16 protein-coding genes and 3 tRNA genes are annotated in these 16,269 nt (G+C 38.3%); 13 read left to right on the top strand and 6 right to left on the bottom strand.

Annotated features, from left to right (window positions below):
• Window positions 1–6 precede the first annotated feature (6 nt).
• The 3 genes from AC3CAU_RS02655 to AC3CAU_RS02645 all read left to right on the top strand — a co-directional run bounded on the left by AC3CAU_RS02655 (window position 7) and on the right by AC3CAU_RS02645 (window position 2,306).
• On the top strand, window positions 7–1,446 hold the full coding sequence (locus AC3CAU_RS02655; protein ID WP_447053274.1) for a M48 family metalloprotease: 1,440 nt from the start codon (window positions 7–9) through the stop codon (window positions 1,444–1,446).
• Between the two features lie 46 nt (window positions 1,447–1,492).
• The gene (locus AC3CAU_RS02650; protein WP_131215744.1) at window positions 1,493–1,855 is read left to right on the top strand and encodes a GFA family protein; all 363 of its coding nucleotides are present in this window, start codon (window positions 1,493–1,495) and stop codon (window positions 1,853–1,855) included.
• 88 nt (window positions 1,856–1,943) lie between these two features.
• Entirely contained in the window at window positions 1,944–2,306 is a 363-nt protein-coding gene (locus tag AC3CAU_RS02645) for a hypothetical protein (protein WP_131215956.1), read from the top strand.
• A gap of 68 nt (window positions 2,307–2,374) precedes the next feature.
• Here AC3CAU_RS02645 and AC3CAU_RS02640 read toward each other — a convergent pair whose 3' ends face one another.
• Together AC3CAU_RS02640 and rpsU are read right to left on the bottom strand one after the other, a co-directional pair.
• Window positions 2,375–2,821: a GatB/YqeY domain-containing protein gene (locus AC3CAU_RS02640; RefSeq protein ID WP_131215742.1), complete on the bottom strand. Its 447-nt coding sequence runs from the start codon at window positions 2,819–2,821 to the stop codon at window positions 2,375–2,377.
• 34 nt (window positions 2,822–2,855) lie between these two features.
• On the bottom strand, window positions 2,856–3,071 hold the full coding sequence (rpsU, locus tag AC3CAU_RS02635) for a 30S ribosomal protein S21 (protein WP_001136722.1): 216 nt from the start codon (window positions 3,069–3,071) through the stop codon (window positions 2,856–2,858).
• A gap of 145 nt (window positions 3,072–3,216) precedes the next feature.
• Between rpsU and tsaD the strand changes: the two genes are divergently transcribed.
• Both tsaD and AC3CAU_RS02625 read left to right on the top strand, forming a co-directional pair.
• Window positions 3,217–4,233, top strand: a complete 1,017-nt coding sequence (gene tsaD, locus AC3CAU_RS02630) for a tRNA (adenosine(37)-N6)-threonylcarbamoyltransferase complex transferase subunit TsaD (RefSeq protein WP_131215740.1) — start codon at window positions 3,217–3,219, stop codon at window positions 4,231–4,233.
• Window positions 4,234–4,419: 186 nt separating this feature from the next.
• Window positions 4,420–5,370: a sensor domain-containing diguanylate cyclase gene (locus tag AC3CAU_RS02625; protein WP_131215738.1), complete on the top strand. Its 951-nt coding sequence runs from the start codon at window positions 4,420–4,422 to the stop codon at window positions 5,368–5,370.
• A gap of 173 nt (window positions 5,371–5,543) precedes the next feature.
• Here the strand turns inward: AC3CAU_RS02625 and AC3CAU_RS02620 are convergent, their stop codons facing one another.
• A complete protein-coding gene (locus tag AC3CAU_RS02620; protein WP_424619677.1) occupies window positions 5,544–6,110 on the bottom strand; it encodes a DUF4385 domain-containing protein in 567 nt (188 codons plus the stop codon).
• Window positions 6,111–6,427: 317 nt separating this feature from the next.
• Entirely contained in the window at window positions 6,428–7,300 is an 873-nt protein-coding gene (locus AC3CAU_RS02615; protein WP_131215734.1) for an ATP-binding protein, read from the bottom strand.
• A 186-nt stretch (window positions 7,301–7,486) separates the two neighbouring features.
• Between AC3CAU_RS02615 and AC3CAU_RS02610 the strand changes: the two genes are divergently transcribed.
• From AC3CAU_RS02610 to AC3CAU_RS02590, 5 genes are all read left to right on the top strand, one after another.
• On the top strand, window positions 7,487–8,998 hold the full coding sequence (locus AC3CAU_RS02610) for a DUF3336 domain-containing protein (RefSeq protein WP_447053273.1): 1,512 nt from the start codon (window positions 7,487–7,489) through the stop codon (window positions 8,996–8,998).
• Window positions 8,988–9,815 carry a protein kinase domain-containing protein gene (locus AC3CAU_RS02605; RefSeq protein ID WP_447053272.1) on the top strand — a complete coding sequence of 276 codons (828 nt, stop codon included), beginning with the start codon at window positions 8,988–8,990 and terminating at the stop codon, window positions 9,813–9,815. Before AC3CAU_RS02610 ends, AC3CAU_RS02605 begins: the two co-directional genes overlap by 11 nt.
• Before the next feature lie 107 nt (window positions 9,816–9,922).
• A tRNA-Leu gene (locus tag AC3CAU_RS02600) sits at window positions 9,923–10,007 on the top strand.
• Between the two features lie 33 nt (window positions 10,008–10,040).
• Window positions 10,041–10,114 (top strand) — tRNA-Trp (locus AC3CAU_RS02595).
• A gap of 40 nt (window positions 10,115–10,154) precedes the next feature.
• Window positions 10,155–10,239, top strand: a tRNA-Leu gene (locus AC3CAU_RS02590).
• 169 nt (window positions 10,240–10,408) lie between these two features.
• On the opposite strand, the gene AC3CAU_RS02585 is transcribed toward AC3CAU_RS02590, so the two are convergent.
• Complete coding sequence (locus AC3CAU_RS02585; RefSeq protein WP_131215728.1) at window positions 10,409–10,612, bottom strand: hypothetical protein; 204 nt, start codon at window positions 10,610–10,612, stop codon at window positions 10,409–10,411.
• 486 nt (window positions 10,613–11,098) lie between these two features.
• Here AC3CAU_RS02585 and AC3CAU_RS02580 point away from each other — a divergent pair, with 486 nt between their 5' ends.
• Window positions 11,099–11,371, top strand: a complete 273-nt coding sequence (locus AC3CAU_RS02580; RefSeq protein ID WP_131215726.1) for a hypothetical protein — start codon at window positions 11,099–11,101, stop codon at window positions 11,369–11,371.
• Window positions 11,372–11,395: 24 nt separating this feature from the next.
• Here the strand turns inward: AC3CAU_RS02580 and gloB are convergent, their stop codons facing one another.
• Window positions 11,396–12,127 (bottom strand): hydroxyacylglutathione hydrolase, encoded by a 732-nt coding sequence (gloB, locus tag AC3CAU_RS02575; protein ID WP_131215724.1) that lies wholly within the window; start codon window positions 12,125–12,127, stop codon window positions 11,396–11,398.
• Window positions 12,128–12,348: 221 nt separating this feature from the next.
• On the opposite strand from gloB, the gene AC3CAU_RS02570 reads away from it, so the two are divergent.
• Both AC3CAU_RS02570 and AC3CAU_RS02565 read left to right on the top strand, forming a co-directional pair.
• Window positions 12,349–13,170, top strand: coding sequence for a PhzF family phenazine biosynthesis protein (locus tag AC3CAU_RS02570; protein ID WP_424621140.1), 822 nt, complete (start codon window positions 12,349–12,351; stop codon window positions 13,168–13,170).
• A 138-nt stretch (window positions 13,171–13,308) separates the two neighbouring features.
• Entirely contained in the window at window positions 13,309–16,080 is a 2,772-nt protein-coding gene (locus tag AC3CAU_RS02565) for a M16 family metallopeptidase (RefSeq protein WP_424621142.1), read from the top strand.
• Window positions 16,081–16,269 lie beyond the last annotated feature (189 nt).

The following is a 16,269-nucleotide window of genomic DNA, read 5'->3' as shown; positions in this document are numbered from 1 at the left end:
ATAACATTGAAACGGTTTTTATGGGTTTGCAACATTACTTTGATTTCAGCAATGGCATTGACACACAGTGCTAATGTGAATTCCACACCCCAGTTTAATGTTCCAGAAATCGGCAGCGGAGTCGGTTTAATTGATCAACAAAAAGAAAAAATGATTGGCGAAAAAGTATTTCGTGAAGTTCAAAAACAAATGCCTGTGCTGCAAAATCCATGGTTAGAAGATCAATTGGTCAGTGTGTTTTCCCATATTTTAAGTCAAACCCAGCTTGGGCAACCTATTGGTTTAGTTATTATCAATGACCCTCAAATTAATGCTTTTGCTGTTCCCGGTGGATTATTTGCCATTAATACAGGGATGGTGACTTCTGCTCGAAATATGGATGAGGTGGCTGGAGTGATGGCGCATGAAGTTGCACATGTATCACAACGTCATTACAGTCGCTCTCAAGAAGCGTTTAAAGGGCAGGGTTTACTGACTTTGGCGGGACTTTTAGTGGGTGCTTTAGTTGCTTCGCAAGCGGATGGTGATGTGGGTACCGCGGTAATGTTGGGGTCGCAGGCCGCCTTAATGGATAAGCAGCTGAATTACAGTCGTAATCAAGAGCGTGAAGCAGACCGTATTGGGATGCAATATATGTATACAGCCGGTTATAACCCGCAAAGTATGGCTGACTTTTTTGAAGTGATGCACAGAGAAACCAGTAAAGTCAGTTTTTTACCTGACTTTTGGTTAACTCATCCACTAAGTACAGAACGGATGAGTGAGGCGCGATTACGGGCAAATCAGTTGCCTCGAGTTAAAACGAATTTGCGCGATGAAGATTTTGAAATACTGAAATTGTACAGCATGGTTGTTTCTAATCAGGCCACCGAACAACAATTACAGATTTTAGCCAATCGTAAAAGTTTCTCAGGGCAGTTGGCTTTATCTGCTTTTTATCTCAAACAGGGCGACTATGTTTTAGCACAGCAAGTTTTAGATCAGGCGAAGGTTCAGCAGCGCTTGAACAATCTATTGCTATTAATCCAAGCCGATATTTATCTGGGACAAAACAAAACCGATGAGGCCTATAAAGCAATTCAGTCTGCCGCGCGAATAATGCCTGAAAATCGGGCTTTGGCTTTTAAATTGGCTGAAGTATTGATTCGTCAAAAACAGCCTGCCCAAGCCTTAAACCTGATCCAGCGCTTTAGCAATAAAAACCCTCGCGATATCAACGCTTGGCGACTTATGCAGCAAGCCGCAAATATTGATCAGCAATCTCCGTTTAGAACGGTAAATGTATTGCGTTATCGTGCAGAGGTGGAATACTGGGCGGGCTGGGAAGAAAATGCAATTAAGTCGCTATTGCATGCACAGCGCTTGATTAAAAATAATGAAGTGTTATCTGAAAAAATAAAAATGCGGATTAATGAAATGCAAAAAGAACGACAGTTCAGAATTTAATTTAATCTTGTTATTTTATAAGGATAATAAAAATAAGGAGTTAAGTATGTTAGAAGGACAATGCTTATGTAGTGCGGTGACTTACCGTTACCATGGAGAAATTGAAAAAACTATCATATGTTACTGCAAAGACTGTCAGATGGCTCAAGGCTCGATCTTTGGCTGGAACAGTCCTTTGCAGAAATCAAAATTTGAAATTACCAGTGGAATTAAATTTCTAAAAGAATATTTTCACACCCCTGATAAAGCCCGGGTATTTTGTCAGGAATGCGGAAGCCCTGTTTATTCTTATCGGATGGATTTGCCAGACATTATTCGTTTACGTTTAGGTACAGTGACTTCCGGGGAAATACCCGCACCTACGGAACAGGCTTATATCCAATATAAACCTTGTTTTTTTGCATATTGATGAATAAAATCTACAGTTGTAAGAGTTAAGCCTATGATAATATTGGATTGAATTTGTATTTCTAATAATGAACAGTATTAATTAAATGATGAAAAAAATATTATTTTCTTGTTTTCTAGTTGGTTGCACGGCATCAAATGTTGCCTTGGCAAGTGTCGAGCAATACGTGGCAGCCGTGGATAAAATTTCTGAACAATATAAGCAGGAAACCAGAAGCTTTTTTAGTAGTCTGGATGCGCAGCAAAGCAGTTTTACTTCACAGCAGCAAGCCCAATTCTGCGGAATTGTGGGTAATTATATAGAGCGTTTATATCAAGCGGCAGATCAAAACAGAGCGTCTTTAGATCGTCAGTTTAGACAAATGACCAAGCAGGACGTGATTCATCAAGTGATGGCATCAAAAGAAATGTTGATATTGAAAAAATATAATGTGCAGTGTGATTTGAAATAATAAGAGAATGTGTTTGAACTGTCTTGTAATTAAGGCAGTTCAACGATAAAGAAAATATAGAAGTGGGATTATGCAAGTTTGGCTTTAATTTTAGCTGAAACTTGTGCAGGATCGGCGCGCCCGGCTATGAGCGGACGCAGAGAATTCATCACCTTACCCATATCTTTCATGCTAGTAGCTTCTTGAGCAGTAATCGTCTGCGCAATGATAGAATCAAGCTCTTCCTCAGTCATAGCTTCTGGTAGAAATTGAGATAAAATCTCAAGTTCGGCTTGTTCTTTACTAGCTAAGTCTTGTCGGTTAGCGCCTTCAAAGGCTTTAACCGATTCTTTACGTTGTTTAATTTGCTTTTCAATGACCGCAAGAACTTGAGCGTCGCCAAGCTCTATGCGTTCATCGACTTCGATTTGCTTAATTGCTGCCTGTAGACCACGAATTACCGTTAACTTAGACATTTCTTTAGCACGCATAGTTGCTTTCAAAACATCGGTTATTTGGTTTTTTAAAGTAGTCATTTATTTAGTCCAGGCAGTCAATCACAAATTAATCTTAGTAAAGGCGAGTAGTACGTACTGATTCACGCGCCAATTTCTTTTGGTAGCGTTTAACAGCAGCAGCTTTTTTACGTTTACGTTCTTGAGTTGGTTTTTCATAGAATTCACGTTTACGAACGTCAGCTAAAACACCCGCTTTTTCGCATGAACGCTTGAAACGACGGATAGCTACGTCTACTGGTTCGCCTTCTTTCAATTTAACTTGTGGCATGAAGAATCCTCATTAAGTTATGGATAAGATCTAGGCTGTATTGCCTTGGATCACAAGTGAAGGACAGTATTTTACTCATTTACATCTCATATCACAAGTCTATAATAGCTTTAGCAATATTTAGATACGGGTAAAAGGCAGTTTAATGATCGTTCTTGGCTTAGAAACTTCTTGTGATGAAACAGGGTTAGCACTTTATGACAGTGAAGTCGGCTTGATAGGACAGGTTTTATATAGTCAGATTAAACTGCATGCAGAATATGGTGGTGTTGTTCCTGAACTGGCTTCACGTGACCATGTAAGAAAATTAATTCCTTTAATGAATCAGTTGCTTGAACAAAGTAATATCAAAAAATCACAAATTGATGCGATTGCCTATACCCGTGGACCAGGCTTGATGGGCGCATTAATGACAGGTGCATTGTTTGGCCGTACTTTAGCATTTGCCTTAAATAAACCGGCCATTGGTGTGCATCATATGGAAGGTCATATGCTTGCGCCTTTATTATCTGCGACCCCCCCAGAATTTCCGTTTGTCGCTTTATTGGTCTCCGGTGGCCATACACAGCTCATGGCTGCGCACGGTATTGGTCAATATGAATTGCTTGGTGAATCGATTGATGATGCCGCGGGTGAAGCCTTTGATAAAGTCGCGAAAATGATGGGCTTGGCCTATCCGGGTGGGCCCAATATTTCAAAATTGGCATTGCAAGGCAGCGCAACAGCGTTTGATTTTCCGCGTCCAATGTTGCATCAGGGCTTAGACTTTTCATTTAGTGGTTTAAAAACAGCGGTTTCAATTCAATTGAAGAAAGTTGAAGGTCAAAACCGTGAAGCTGATATTGCGGCATCCTTCCAAGAAGCTTTAGTGGATACATTGGTAAAAAAATCGATCAAAGCACTCAAACAAACCGGTTTAAAACGTTTAGTGATTGCGGGGGGGGTGAGTGCCAACCAACGTTTACGTGAGCGCTTGGAAGCAGGTTTGGCAAAAATCCAGGCACAAGTTTATTATGCAGAACCTGCATTATGTACCGATAACGGTGCAATGATTGCATTTGCAGGTTACCAACGTTTAAAAGCAGGACAGCACGATGGATTGTCGGTAACAACGACACCACGTTGGCCGATGACGGAATTGACTAATCCTGCACAAGCTTAAATAGGGTTACTTAAAAAGAGGCTATCTAGCCTCTTTTTACTTTTAAGTATTTTAGTGAAGAATAAGTCGATATGAGTTTATATGGCTAGATTTTATATTCATGATAAGTTCTAATGAATTCAGAAAATATTCTGAATTAAAACAGATAAATAATTTTTTGGGATCATAAGCATAGGTTTATTTTGGATGGATAATATAAATTTCAGAAGCTTTCAAGACGCCGGTCAAGCTGTTCTCAAGTTTTTATATAAACGTTTCGGATTTAATTTATGGATGATTACCCGAGTCGAAGGTAAAGACTGGATTGTACTCCAGAGTGAAGACCATGGTTATAATGTTCAACCGGGGCAAGTATTTCAGTGGGCAGATTCATTTTGTTTTCATATGATTGCGGGTAAAGGCCCTAAAATTGCGCCTCGTTCAAAAGAGATTCCTTTATATGCGACTGCCCCGATTAACCAGCAAGTCAGTATTAAATCCTACATCGGTCAACCGCTGATCCATGAAGATGGTAGCTTGTTCGGTACACTTTGCGCCATCGATCCTCAAGAAAAATCTGAAGCCATTATTCAGGATATAGAGCTGATTGAATTATTCGGTAATTTATTAAGCAGTATTCTGCAAGCTGAACTGCGTCAAAATGAACAAATTCGTCAGCATGAGCGTCTAGAAGCTGAAGCGCTTATGGATGGTTTGACTGGCTTATATAACCGCCGGGCGTGGGAAAGATTGGTCACTACAGAAGAAGAGCGTTGCAAGCGTTATGGACATCCTGCTGCAGTTTTCTTTATTGATCTGAATGATCTCAAGAAAGTGAATGACAGTCTCGGGCACGATTACGGAGATGAATTAATTCAGCAGGCGGCCCAAGTACTCAAACATACTGCACGTAGCAATGATATTGTGGCACGTCTAGGTGGGGATGAATTTGTAATTTTAAGCGTAGAAAATGATGAGGTCGGAGTGGAAATACTCATGAGTCGTCTTATACATGCTCTGACACAGGCAAAAATCGGTGCGGCAATTGGCGTAGCCATGCGACAGCCTGCACAAGGGCTATTCAAAGCGGCTGCCGAAGCAGATAAAAAAATGTTTGAGCATAAACGTCAAATTAAATCTGAATATCATAAAATCTAGAAAAATTGTTTAAATCATAAAAGTTAAAACAGCCTTTAACTTGAATTAGTAGAATAAAGCTATAAACCTAGACAGGTTGAAAATGCTTTTAGATAAAAAAAAGAGCAATTTGTAAATTTAAAATTGCTCTTTTAAGAGTTAACTCTCATTGAGAGTGCAATTACAGTATTCAATTAATCCTGACGGATCAACTCGTTGAATTGTTCTTTAAGCTCAATGTATTTTGGATTTAATTTTGCTTGATCGCTTTTATCTTTAAAAATTTTCGCGACAGCAGCTTTGACCTGATCTTCAGTGCTACGTGGCTGTTTTTCAGTTGTAACGGCATCATTGAGTGCTACTTTAACTTTAGGGGTAGCGCCTTTATTTTTTCGGCCGGTTTTGTGGGTACCTTTTTTATGATTTGCATAACGACGCGCACGAGTATAGCCCATGAGCAAAAACTTTCTTGCCATGTCTGCACCAACAAAATCATTTTTCTCTAAATAATCTAAAAATAAGGCAAAAATCTTGTTACTACTTTCAGTGGCTTGAGCTTCATCTTCAAATTGCCAAAACGGTGAAATTTCAGATTTATAGGGTTCAACTAATAAAACACCTTCTTCACCACGACCAATGCGATATAACTCTGGACGCTTTCTAAAATTAATCTTTTCAAAGTCGAGTGAAAAGTCGAAGCTGCGTGAAAATGAGGGAGCTTCAGACTTAGGTGTTAATGAATCTTGTTGGTTATCGGTCATTGGGAGATTCCTTAAGTGTGTGAGTCTTATGAATAATGAGCACTATTCATGACTCTCAAGAGATTTTGCAGAGTTTGAAGCATTTTTATGGGCTTTGATATGTCTAAATTGCACTGGACATAACAACCGCTGTTTATATTGTCCAAATAAAATAAATCAAGTCATTTAGGGGAGAATCTGGAAGCATAAATAATCCGGAATTTTTACAAACCTTAAGAACCGCAATAAAAATCTAATGTCATCTTGAGGTAGAGCTTAGCTCATTATTTTGGTTCAGTATTTAATAAAGGATTGAAAAGTGGCTAAATCATAAAAGCTTATAATGATTTTAACTGCTGCGAGCCAATCCAGTGTTTAGAAAACTGATACGCTGCACGTCCCGAACGCTGCCCACGAGCCTGACACCAACGTAATGCTTCAGCACGTGTAAAATCATCCATTGGCATATTGGCTTTTGCTAAATAATGCTCAACAATTTCTAAATACAAGTTCTGATCCATGGGGTAAAAAGATAGCCACATTCCGAAACGGTCTGACAATGAAATTTTTTCTTCAATCGCTTCTTGAGGGTGAAGCTCTGTATATTGCGGAACATCCACGCGCGTTACCGGCGTATTTTCATGCATAAACTCTGGCAGCAAATGACGGCGGTTACTGGTTGCATAAATAATAAAATTACTCGAACCAGATTGTAATGAACCATCTAGAACACTTTTTAGGCTACGATAATTTTCATCTTCTGCATTGAAGGCTAAATCATCACAATAGACAATAAACTTTTCCGGCCGGTTTTCAATCAGCTTCTGAATGAGAGGGAGGTCGGATAAATCATCACGTTCAATTTCAATTAAACGTAAACCTTCCGACTCATATTGGGTGAGCAGGGCGCGAACAATAGAAGATTTACCGGTACCACGTGAGCCGGTAAGTAAAACATCATTAGCAGGTAAGCCTTTTAAAAATTGCAGCGTATTTTGGATGACTTTTTCTTTTTGTCTTTCAATGCCTTTTAAATCATTCAAATACATCTTCTTGGGCTGTTGAATGGCGATTAATTGTTTGTCTTGCCATTTATAAGCAGAGGCTGAAAAGTCGGTCGCTTGTTTCAGTTCTGGTAAATTTTGCTGTAGTTGTTGGAGTACAGTAGAAAGTGCTTGTAAGATATGCTCAGGTAAATCAATTGTTGCCATGATGGTTCAGCTTATACATGTAAAAGTAAAAGGATGGTTTTATTCAAGAACTGTATATCAATTAGTCGTGTTTTGCCAAGGGAATAGGCATTTTTGCAGTGATAATCCGCTGAGTTTTCTGTCAATGTTATGCGTGATGTCTTATCATGAATAATGAATAAAAATGAAAGTGTTTGAGGGATAGATATGTTATTTAAAGATTTCACCCAAGATATTAATCCACATCAAGCGTATCGCATAAAAAAATTAAAGCGCCAACTTGAAATAGCTGAAACATATGAAGAATGGAAAAGCATCGCACTGGAAATAGATGAAGAAACAGGTGCTCAAGAATGGAAATATGATAATTGCTCACCTTATTTTGATGCTGAAATTATTTCCGAGCGATTAAACCGTTTAAAACGCTACCGTTTTCAAAAACGTACTGAAGATCTCATGTACATATTGCGTGAAGGTTTAAGCTATGATATTGCCAATATTGCAAATCCGATGTTGTTTACTGCCACATATGTGGGGACAAAAAAAATCATAGAAGACTATGTGGAAGAAGTCAGTGCAAGTCTTGCTTACATCGCTTCAGATGCTTGTTCTTGCTTATGTTTAACTGAAAAAATTAAATTTTTTCAGCATTGTAAAAAAGCATATGGTCAACCTGCGATCATGTTTTCAGGTGGTGCAACATTGGGGCTGTTTCATACAGGAGTATGTAAAGCGCTCCTTGAACAAGATTTAATGCCTAAGGTGATATCGGGTTCGAGCGCGGGTGCAATTATGACGGCAATGTTGGGAACCTCAAAACCGTCAGATATTTCCGGTCTTTTAAATGGTGAAAACTTTTTTAGTGAAGCTTTTCATTTTCGTAAATTAAGCGAAATTTTAAAGGGTAACGGTGGTTTTGCCGATGTAATGTACCTAAAGAAATTCTTGGTTGAAAATTTGGGAGATGTGACCTTTGAAGAAGCTTTTAAAAGCTCTGGTTTGCATATTAATGTGGCTGTTGCACCATATGATGCTTCACAAGAAGCCCGGATTATGAATGCTTACACTTCGCCAGATTTGCTGGTTTGGAGTGCAGTATTGGCTTCCTGCGCAGTTCCGATTTTATTTCCACCGGTTAAACTCACCAGTAAACGTCAAAATGGTCAATTAACGCCTTATATGGCAGATACACGCTGGGTAGACGGCAGTGTACGTAGTGATTTCCCTCAAGAGAAAATGGCAAGGCTGTATAATTTAAATTACACCATCGCCAGTCAGGTTAACCCCCATATTGTGCCGTTTATGCAAAGTGATGCAGAACGTCACCGTCGAGATCTATTGAGTTGGCCAGAACGGATTATTCGTCGTCAGGGGAAGGTGATTACCAAAGGCATTATGGAATTTACCCGGGATCGGGTTGGAAAAATCCCCCCGGTTCGACGATTGCTCGATCATGGTTTTGGTGTGATTGATCAAGGATATTATGGCGATTTAAATATTGTCGGTGATTATAGCTTGCGACACTATAGTTATATGTTTCAAAACCCGCGACCCTATTTGTTCAAATTGTTACAACGTGAGGGTGAGCGGGCGACCTGGCCTAAAATATCCTCGATTGAAACACATGCCCGTGTAGGGAAAACCATTCAGCACTGTTTGGAAATTTTAAGCTATCAAGATGATCCGGCGCAAAAAGAAGCAGAATTTATTGCAGTTTAATATTGAAGACTTTCATAGCTGTAATTTGATTCAAAAGACCAAACCTAAAAGTTTAACTTTTGGGCGTTGTTTATATACCTTTGAATATCAGCAGCAGCACTACTGGTTAAAAACACAAGCATGCAATGTGAATCAAAGTTGTGAAGCTGGATTTTTAAATGAATTGGCTTTTTATCAGCAATTTGTAGATCAATCCCATTCTTCAAGCAACATGCCTGATTTTTTATTACCTTTTCAAGTGATTCCTCACTTTAAAATTGTATCTCAGCAAAAAGGGTTAAGATCATCTGCATTGATTTTGAGCCATGCAGAATCACCATTTGGGGAGTGTGCTGGCATGTCGCTGAATGAGATTAAAAAGACGTTATTAAAAGTACTCGATGTGATTGATCAGTTACATCAATTCGGCTGGATTCATGCAGATTTAAAGCAGGAACATTTTGTCCTATACCAGCAACGTGTGTGTTTGATTGATTTTGAACAGGCTCAAAAAGTTGATGTATCCCAAAAAATGCAAAGTCTGACTGCAACTCCACGCTATATGGCACCAGAACTTTTTCATTTTACAGAAAAAAACGTACAAACAGACATATATGCATTAGGAATTATTTTTTACGAATGGCTAGCAGGGAAGCGTTTAACAGCAGAAAATTATCAAGATTGGGCCTATTTACATTGCCAGCGGTTAAGTATTGAGCTTCCAGATCATTTAATACATTTTAAAAAGTTTCTATCAGGCATGTTGGCAAAGCAAAAAGAGCAAAGATTTACCAGTATTCACGCTGTAAAACAGTGCTTAATCCCTGAAAATGCTTAAGAAAAATACAAAAAAACCGCTTTTGTTTTTTATTTAAACAAACAAGTGGATTTTTCATAAAAAGGTCTTGTCATCAGGAAACGATCTCTATAATATACACAGCCATTGGGGACGTGGCGAAATTGGTAGACGCACTGGATTTAGGTTCCAGCGCCGCAAGGTGTGAGAGTTCGAGTCTCTCCGTCCCCACCAATTATTATCAAACTTGTTTGGTAATAAGGCTATAGAGGATTGGTGTAATGGTAGCATGACGGTCTCCAAAACCGTTCGTCAAGGTTCGAGTCCTTGATCCTCTGCCAAGTTTTAAAAAATCTAACACTAGTATGTTAGTACCCTGATGGGGACGTGGCGAAATTGGTAGACGCACTGGATTTAGGTTCCAGCGCCGCAAGGTGTGAGAGTTCGAGTCTCTCCGTCCCCACCATCATATTAAAGCAAGGTATATACCTTGCTTTTTTATTGCCTGAAAAAAAGTGAAAGATAAAATAAAAAAGCCCAAAAGAGGGCTTTAAAGATTAGTTTGAAAAGATGCTTTTAAAAATATATTTTGAATAATTTATTCTTTTGTCTCGATTCAAAAGTGAGATATATTTTTAAGCTTTTAAGTGATCTTCAAACTCTTCACCAAGTTGTAGGGCCAGTGAATTACCCGCCAAATCACAGGTGACCAAACCATATTCTTTTTTAAAGCTAAAAGTAAAACCGCGATTGTCGGTTAATGATTTTACCGAATAGCCTAATTTTTCTAACCAGATGCGAAACGCAATTAAATTTTTTGCTTTAACAACTTTCTTCACGAGAGCACTCCTTGTGTATATTAGATACATTACAGTATTAAAATAATAATAGGGATACAGCTTCTTTTTTAAAGGGCAACTTTGTGTTGTTTTTTATAAAATTAATATTTTGTATTTTTTATGAGCAATAAATACATAAATAAAAACTGAATTATGGATAAGGTTTAACCGGTTTTTGACCTGAATTTTAATATAACTATATGAATTTTATTTATTTTACCGGAATTTTTTAGGTCTTTGAGGTCGAAATATTTATACACAATTTTCAATGTGGTTTAAATGTGTCTATGTTTGAGCTGTTGCTTCGGATTGTTTAGAAATACTGAACGGGGGGCGGGAAATCATTATTATTTTATAAATAACTGAATAGTTGCAAAAAAAATGACAATACTTGCTATGTTAAAAAACGAAAAAATAGATTGCGCCGTACTGGGAAATTTTAAATTATATCTTAGGCGTAATACTTATTAAGATGATTAGATTGAAATGACCTCACAAACCATTGAACAAAATGTATTGAATCAAATTCAAAATATGCAGCAACAAGGTTTAACTCCTGTTGCTGCTATGTTGGGACATGAAGATTGGCTGATCTTTGCAGAACAATCAAAAGTGTCTTATACCCCTTTTGGTAGTGCTCGACGTTATCAACCTGCTTTAGGTGGCTTGCTGTTGGTTCGTGTTGATGAAATGAATATGACACGTGTGGTGACTCAAATTGAGCTTAATGCTTATGCACAAATGCATCAGATTTTGTAAATCATGTTTTTTCAGCTTTAACTGTTAAAAATGATCTTTTAACTCTCTTAGGCGTTGGAATTCTTCAACGCTTTCAACTCGTAAAAATGGATTGGTGTCTAATTCTAACTCAATGGTACTCGGTAGTGTACATTGACCGAGCATACGTTGAGCTTCAACTTTTTCGAAACGCTGTTGGATCGCCAGATTGTCCGGTTCCGCGTGTAATGCAAATTTTGCATTTGAAAGGGTATATTCGTGTGTGCAATACACTTTGGTTTGCGCAGGTAAAGCGGCTAAGCGATTAAGTGAGTGATACATTTGCTCATATGTACCTTCAAAGACCCGACCACAGCCCATCGCAAAAAGGGTGTCGCCGCAAAAAACAAGCTCCAAAGCCTCGATAAAATAGACGATATGTCCTAGGGTATGACCCGGTACGGCAATGATCTCTATATCTAAATCGTGGAAAGTAATATGGGCTTCGTGTTGCAGGGGATGGCTGATAAAAGGAACTTTACTTAATTCTTCACGTGGACCATAGACAGGAATATTGCGATTGATTAAAAGTTCGGGTACACCACCGGTATGATCTTTATGCCAGTGGGTCAGCCAGATCTGACCCAGCTTCAAATTGTTTTCTGTACAGTATGCTTCTACCAAATGTGCTTCGGTTGGATCAATTGCGACCACTTCTTTACTCGGCGTATGTTCTAACAACCAAATATAGTTTTGTAATTGATTTTTGACATCAATCATATGGATTTGAAAAGTCATGAGATAAGTGATCAATGAGATAGATATGAATAAGCTATCGTTAAAGTCAATTTTTTGCCAGTAGAACATCGCAAATCTATACAGATGCTTAATTTTAAATAAAATCTTGAGTATTTGAGTTTTATCAAAAAATGATCGATAGAGATTATTCTTAATATCTTTTTCTATCTTAAGGTTTTTCAATCAGTAAAATGGTTACAAATAAAATCAGGTAAATCAATATGAAGATGTATCAGGTGGATGCGTTTACAAATGAGCTGTTTAAGGGCAATCCAGCAGCAGTAATTGTGACCGAACAGTGGTTAGATGAAACATTGATGCAAAATCTTGCATTGGAAAATAATTTGTCTGAAACGGCTTTTGTGAAAATCATTGATACAGAGAATTATGAAATCCGCTGGTTTACGCCGACCACAGAAGTAGACTTTTGTGGGCATGCCACTTTAGCCAGCAGTTTTGTGCTGTTTAAAGATTTCACTTCTGCAAGCGTCATTCAATTTCATGTGAAAAATTTGGGCATCTTCGTCGTTAGCCAAGAGGCGGATGGTAAAATTAAAATGAATTTTCCTGTTCGCCGTGCAGAGAAAATTGAGAGTTATCCTGAAATCTTAAATCAGGCTTTAACCAAGCCCTTTAAAAATGTTTATTTGAATAGCCAGGCCTATATTGTGGAATATGAAAACCCGCAAGATGTTGTTGATGAAACCCCAAATCTGGAATTGTTGAAACAATTGGGACGAATTCGTACAGCAATTACAGCGCAAGGGACAGATGTGGATTTAGCCTTAACTGCACAAGCTGAGCAATATGATTGTGTTTCACGTTATTTTGCACCTGCCAATGGCATTGATGAAGATCCAGTAACGGGTTCAATTCATACCGCTCTTGCGCCACTTTGGGCTGAAAAACTGGGTAAAAGTGAAATTCTGGCTTATCAGGCATCAAAACGTGGTGGTGAATTGTATTGTGTAGTACTTGAAAATGAGCGGATCGAAATTTCGGGTTACGCAAAGTTATATATGCAGGCAGAGCTGTATCTATAAAATGTATGAATAAATTTGCTACAAAGCCGTTGAAATAAACGGCTATTTTTTCAAAAAACTACTACTAAAAATGAAAAGCATTTTCTAAGATGGCGAGGGTGATAAAAATTCATATTGTTGAATAAAATTGGAATAATTATGTTAATGCGGTTTAAACAACTTACCATCTCTTTATTATTGGTTGGCTTTAGTGCAACCGCTTGGTCACAGCCTGTTTTAGTAAAATCTCAACAGAAGATTGAGGAATATAAATTAGATAATGGTTTGCGTGTGGTACTTGCGCAAAATGACAAAGAAAATAAAGTATTTATGAATACCGTTTATCTCACAGGTTCATTAAATGATCCACAAGGTAAAGGTGGCTTGGCGCATTTGTTGGAACATCTGGCATTTAAAGGAACACAGAATATCAAAGGCGAGGAGTTTCAGCGACGCCTGGATCAATACACCTTAATGACCAATGCCAGCACCGATTATTATTCGACTAAATATACCAATATTATTCGTCCAGAACAGAATGCAATTAATGAAGTGATTCATCTCGAAGCGGAACGAATGGATAAACTGGTGCTGCAAGAAAAGTTTGTACCTTCTGAAATTTCGATTGTGAAACGGGAACGTGAAGTTCGGATGGATCAACCTTTTTCAGTCATGATGGATCAGATGTGGAAGTCCGCTTATGGTAATCAGTATCTAGGGCGTTTACCGATTGGTGACTTAAACGAATTACAGTCGATTAAAATGGATGAGCTGAATAAATTTTACCGTAGCTGGTATGCACCGAATAATGCAGTTATGGTGATTTCAGGTAAATTTGATAAAGCTGAAGTATTAAAACAGATTGATAAAAGTTTCAGTCCAATTGCGGCACGCCAAGTTCCGGCACAAACTAAAGTTCCCGTCCTTGATTCAGCCAAAATTAAGAACAGAAACTTTCTGGTACAAAAGGGCAGTGACCTGGCTAAATTCAATATTTATCTAAATGGCAAAAATGAAAAGATCAAATCTGCATTAGCCTTGGCACCGTCTTTATATACCATGCAGCCAAGCGGACATCTGTACCAAAGTATGGTGGAAACAGGTGTAAGTACCGGAGTTCAATCTACCACATGGTTAGATCAAGACTTCAATTTAGTTTTCATGGGTGCTATTTATGCCCCAAATCATGATGCAAAAAAAGTTCAATCTGAATTGGTGGCAGGGGTTGAAAAAAATAAGCCATTTAATGAAACCGAGCTGAATCGGGTAAAAAATCTGATTCAGAATCAGGCAGACAATATCCAGAGTAATGCTGCTGCATTAGGTGGACGTTTGAGTGATTATTATGTTTCTTATCAAGGGAATTGGTCACAATATTTTACTGATCTGGAGAATGTGAAAAAATTAAAGCTCTCTGAAGTGAATCAAACTTTAACCCAGTTTTTAGTCCCAGAACACCGTATCTCAGGGGATATTAAGCCGACACCAGAAGATCAGAAAAAAGCACTAGAGCAAAAACAGGTAGCTGAACAACCTAAAACACTTGATCAAACTGATGTCAAAGAAGAACCTTTAAAAGATAGCAGTGTCTATAAACAAGAGGTTGCTGAATATGTGAAGACCTCAAAGCAGTATCTAGTGGATACCGAAAAGAAAATTCAACGCGGAACCTTGAAGAATGGTATTAAATACGCGTTGTATCCAACATCGACCCGTGATGACAAAACCTACGCCACTATTTCTGTCGATTTTGGTACAGAAAAGTCATTATTTAATAAAGGCGAAGTGCTCGATTTAATGGCGTATTTATTATTGCGTGGATCAGATCAGTATAGCTTGCAAGATATTGCCGATAAATCAATTGAAGCGGGTGGTGGTGCTACTGCAACAGCATCCGCCAATAGTATTACCATTCAAATTGTGGCAAAAAAAGAAAAATTTGATGATTATTTTAAATTTATGATGCAGGTGTTGAAAAAGCCGAAATTTGAACAATCACAATTTGATTTAATCAAATCGCAAAGTTTATCTGCATTGGATCGTCCTTATACCGAGCCTGAAACCGTTGCTGCACTTACCATGACCCGTTTATTAGAGACCTATCAACCAGGCGATTTGCGTTACCATTTTGAGCCGGATCTTGCCAAACAACAAATTAAAGCAGCCACGGTTGAGCAAGTGAAGAAATTGTATCAGGATTTCTTTGTCAGTAACCATGCACAAATCGCCATTACCGGTGATTATCAAGCTCAACCCATGCTCGCATTAGTGCAAAAAGAGTTTTCAGGTTGGAAAGCGCAATTGCCATATCAACGTCTAAGCTCGGATTATCAAGCTTATCCCGCAAAAAAAGTTCATACTTTATCTGAACAGCGTGAATTCGGCAGTTATCAATCTATTTTGACTTTCCCTGCCGGTGCAAATCATGCGGATGCTACAGCCTTAATCGTATTCAGCTATATTTTGGGTGACTCACAACTCTCTTCACGCTTAGCGCAAGAATTACGTGAAAAAAATGCCTTGGTTTATGGTTTTGGCAGTAGTGTCGAACTGGATGATTGGATTGATTCAGGTGCGCTAACCATTGAAGCCAATTACACGGCAGGTAAATCGGCTCAAGTTTCACAAGGTGTACGTAAAGTCTTAAATGACCTGTTGACTAAGGGCGTGACCGAGCAGGAACTGGAAGCAGCAAAAGCCAGTATTTTAAAAAAACGGGTTACTGCTTTAGAAGATGAACGCAATATTCATAGTATGTTAACGCCACAATTAGAACGTAATCGTGACCTATTGTTTCGTGAAAAACGTGATCAGGCACTAGCAAAATTGACCAAAGCCGATGTGGATGCCGTGATCAAAAAATACATAAAGCTGGATCAGCTGGTTGAAGTCATGGCAGATCAGTATGGCAAACCGCAAAATAAATCATAACTCTTGATCCACTTTAATGTGATTGCCGTGAATCTATTTAAGGTGAGTTTGATAAATTATTATATAAATTCCAGTTCATTAAGAATCCATTACTATTAGGACTTACAGTTTTAGTCATAGATCAGTATTAACCTCCGGTCCGACCCGCTTTTGTTTCGGTAAAAGTGGGCAAAACTATTTTCTTTCACA

It is taken from the genome of Acinetobacter sp. GG23, assembly GCF_057766365.1.
The sequence above is the reverse complement of the archived record's forward strand: the minus strand, read 5'-3'. Positions and strand labels throughout refer to the sequence as shown.

Bases quoted from the DNA above. Each gene is read 5' to 3' on its own strand.
- AC3CAU_RS02625 (WP_131215738.1), top strand. From the start codon at position 4,420: ATGGATAATATAAATTTCAGAAGCTTTCAAGACGCCGGTCAAGCTGTT.
- tsaD (WP_131215740.1), top strand. From the start codon at position 3,217: ATGATCGTTCTTGGCTTAGAAACTTCTTGTGATGAAACAGGGTTAGCA.
- AC3CAU_RS02610 (WP_447053273.1), top strand. From the start codon at position 7,487: ATGTTATTTAAAGATTTCACCCAAGATATTAATCCACATCAAGCGTAT.
- AC3CAU_RS02645 (WP_131215956.1), top strand. From the start codon at position 1,944: ATGAAAAAAATATTATTTTCTTGTTTTCTAGTTGGTTGCACGGCATCA.
- AC3CAU_RS02615 (WP_131215734.1), bottom strand. From the start codon at position 7,300: ATGGCAACAATTGATTTACCTGAGCATATCTTACAAGCACTTTCTACT.
- AC3CAU_RS02650 (WP_131215744.1), top strand. From the start codon at position 1,493: ATGTTAGAAGGACAATGCTTATGTAGTGCGGTGACTTACCGTTACCAT.
- rpsU (WP_001136722.1), bottom strand. From the start codon at position 3,071: ATGCCACAAGTTAAATTGAAAGAAGGCGAACCAGTAGACGTAGCTATC.
- AC3CAU_RS02565 (WP_424621142.1), top strand. From the start codon at position 13,309: ATGTTAATGCGGTTTAAACAACTTACCATCTCTTTATTATTGGTTGGC.
- AC3CAU_RS02580 (WP_131215726.1), top strand. From the start codon at position 11,099: ATGACCTCACAAACCATTGAACAAAATGTATTGAATCAAATTCAAAAT.
- AC3CAU_RS02620 (WP_424619677.1), bottom strand. From the start codon at position 6,110: ATGACCGATAACCAACAAGATTCATTAACACCTAAGTCTGAAGCTCCC.
- gloB (WP_131215724.1), bottom strand. From the start codon at position 12,127: ATGACTTTTCAAATCCATATGATTGATGTCAAAAATCAATTACAAAAC.
- AC3CAU_RS02640 (WP_131215742.1), bottom strand. From the start codon at position 2,821: ATGACTACTTTAAAAAACCAAATAACCGATGTTTTGAAAGCAACTATG.
- AC3CAU_RS02570 (WP_424621140.1), top strand. From the start codon at position 12,349: ATGAAGATGTATCAGGTGGATGCGTTTACAAATGAGCTGTTTAAGGGC.